This window comes from Paenarthrobacter sp. TYUT067, from assembly GCF_023656375.1.
Classification (GTDB): domain Bacteria; phylum Actinomycetota; class Actinomycetes; order Actinomycetales; family Micrococcaceae; genus Arthrobacter.
Genome location: NZ_JAMOIT010000040.1, coordinates 1 through 3,160, shown reverse-complemented (window position 1 = coordinate 3,160; position 3,160 = coordinate 1). Strand labels below are relative to the sequence as shown.

General features: G+C 55.2%; 1 rRNA gene. It reads left to right on the top strand.

Annotated features, from left to right (window positions below):
- Positions 1–15: 15 nt before the first annotated feature.
- A 23S ribosomal RNA gene (locus MOD31_RS21775) occupies positions 16–3,156 on the top strand.
- Positions 3,157–3,160: the final 4 nt, after the last annotated feature.

Here is a 3,160-nt window from a genome sequence, read left to right as displayed (position 1 = left end):
TTTTTGANCTTGTGTGGTCAAGTTTTTAAGGGCACACGGTGGATGCCTTGGCATTAGGAGCCGAAGAAGGACGTAGGAATCTGCGATAAGCCTGGGGGAGTTGATAACCGAGCGTTGATCCCAGGATGTCCGAATGGGGAAACCCCGCACAACGCTGTCATGGTGATTGTGTGACCCGCATCTGAACACATAGGGTGCGTGGGGGGAACGCGGGGAAGTGAAACATCTCAGTACCCGCAGGAAGAGAAAACAATAGTGATTCCGTTAGTAGTGGCGAGCGAACGCGGATCAGGCTAAACCGTTTCATGTGTGATAGCCGGCGGGCGTTGCATGGGCGGGGTTGTGGGACTTTCCGTTCTGGTTCTGCCGGACCAGTGAGGTGAGGTGCAGGCATAGGTGAACGGTCTTGAAAGGCCGGCCAGAGAGGGTGTGAGCCCCGTAACCGTAATGTTGTGCACGGCCTGGGGAGTATCCCAAGTAGCACGGGGCCCGAGAAATCCCGTGCGAATCTGTCAGGACCACCTGATAAGCCTAAATACTTCCTAATGACCGATAGCGGACCAGTACCGTGAGGGAAAGGTGAAAAGTACCCCGGGAGGGGAGTGAAACAGTACCTGAAACCGTGTGCTTACAATCCGTCGGAGCAGTCTTGTTACTGTGACGGCGTGCCTTTTGAAGAATGAGCCTGCGAGTTAGTGTTACGTCGCGAGGTTAACCCGTGTGGGGTAGCCGTAGCGAAAGCGAGTCTGAATAGGGCGAGTGTAGTGGCGTGATCTAGACCCGAAGCGGAGTGATCTACCCATGGCCAGGTTGAAGCGACGGTAAGACGTCGTGGAGGACCGAACCCACTTCAGTTGAAAATGGAGGGGATGAGCTGTGGGTAGGGGTGAAAGGCCAATCAAACTCCGTGATAGCTGGTTCTCCCCGAAATGCATTTAGGTGCAGCGTTGCGTGTTTCTTGCCGGAGGTAGAGCTACTGGATGGCCGATGGGCCCTACAAGGTTACTGACGTCAGCCAAACTCCGAATGCCGGTAAGTCAGAGCGCAGCAGTGAGACTGTGGGGGATAAGCTTCATAGTCGAGAGGGAAACAGCCCAGACCACCAACTAAGGCCCCTAAGCGTGTGCTAAGTGGGAAAGGATGTGGAGTTGCGAAGACAACCAGGAGGTTGGCTTAGAAGCAGCCATCCTTGAAAGAGTGCGTAATAGCTCACTGGTCAAGTGATTCCGCGCCGACAATGTAGCGGGGCTCAAGTACACCGCCGAAGTTGTGGATTTCACATATTGCCCTAGCCTTCGTGGTTCAGGGGTGTGGAGTGGTAGGGGAGCGTCGTGTGGGCAGTGAAGTCGCGGTGGAAACCAGCGGTGGAGCCTACACGAGTGAGAATGCAGGCATGAGTAGCGAAAGACGGGTGAGAAACCCGTCCGCCGAATGATCAAGGGTTCCAGGGTCAAGCTAATCTGCCCTGGGTAAGTCGGGACCTAAGGCGAGGCCGACAGGCGTAGTCGATGGACAACGGGTTGATATTCCCGTACCGGCGAAAAACCGTCCATGCCAAGCGGGGGATACTAACCGCCCGGAGCCTGCCCTATCACCCTTGTGGTGTGTGGGTTTTGGCCGAGCGCGGGATCTGATCCCGGGAGGTAAGCGTATTAACAGGTGTGACGCAGGAAGGTAGCCGGGCCGGGCGATGGTTGCCCCGGTCTAAGGATGTAGGGTCAGGGATAGGCAAATCCGTTCCTGTGTGTTTCGAGCACAATCCTGAGATCTGATGGGACCCCCGTTCGGGGGGATCCGGTGATCCTATGCTGCCAAGAAAAGCATCGACGCGAGGTTTTAGCCGCCCGTACCCCAAACCGACACAGGTGATCAGGTAGAGAATACCAAGGCGATCGAGAGAATTATGGTTAAGGAACTCGGCAAAATGCCCCCGTAACTTCGGGAGAAGGGGGGCCTGCCCCGTGATGGAGACTTGCTCTCCGTGAGCGGGTGTGGGCCGCAGAGACCAGGGGGAAGCGACTGTTTACTAAAAACACAGGTCCGTGCGAAGTCGCAAGACGATGTATACGGACTGACTCCTGCCCGGTGCTGGAAGGTTAAGAGGACCGGTTAGCCCTTACGGGCGAAGCTGAGAATTTAAGCCCCAGTAAACGGCGGTGGTAACTATAACCATCCTAAGGTAGCGAAATTCCTTGTCGGGTAAGTTCCGACCTGCACGAATGGAGTAACGACTTCCCCGCTGTCTCAACCATAAACTCGGCGAAATTGCAGTACGAGTAAAGATGCTCGTTACGCGCAGCAGGACGGAAAGACCCCGAGACCTTTACTATAGTTTGGTATTGGTGTTCGGAGTGGCTTGTGTAGGATAGGTGGGAGACGTTGAAACCCGGACGCCAGTTCGGGTGGAGTCATCGTTGAAATACCACTCTGGTCACTTTGGACATCTAACTTCGGCCCGTGATCCGGGTCAGGGACAGTGCCTGATGGGTAGTTTAACTGGGGCGGTTGCCTCCTAAAAAGTAACGGAGGCGCCCAAAGGTTCCCTCAGCCTGGTTGGCAATCAGGTGTCGAGTGTAAGTGCACAAGGGAGCTTGACTGTGAGAGAGACATCTCAAGCAGGGACGAAAGTCGGGACTAGTGATCCGGCGGTACATTGTGGAATGGCCGTCGCTCAACGGATAAAAGGTACCTCGGGGATAACAGGCTGATCTTGCCCAAGAGTCCATATCGACGGCATGGTTTGGCACCTCGATGTCGGCTCGTCGCATCCTGGGGCTGGAGTAGGTCCCAAGGGTTGGGCTGTTCGCCCATTAAAGCGGTACGCGAGCTGGGTTTAGAACGTCGTGAGACAGTTCGGTCCCTATCCGCTGCGCGCGCAGGAAATTTGAGAAGGGCTGTCCTTAGTACGAGAGGACCGGGACGGACGAACCTCTGGTGTGTCAGTTGTACTGCCAAGTGCATCGCTGATTAGCTACGTTCGGATGGGATAACCGCTGAAAGCATCTAAGCGGGAAGCTCGCTTCAAGATGAGATTTCCATACACATTATGTGTGAGAGGCCCCCAGCCAGACCACTGGGTTGATAGGCCGGATGTGGAAGCGAGGACTAAAGACTCGTGAAGCTGACCGGTACTAATAGGCCAACAACTTACACCACACAA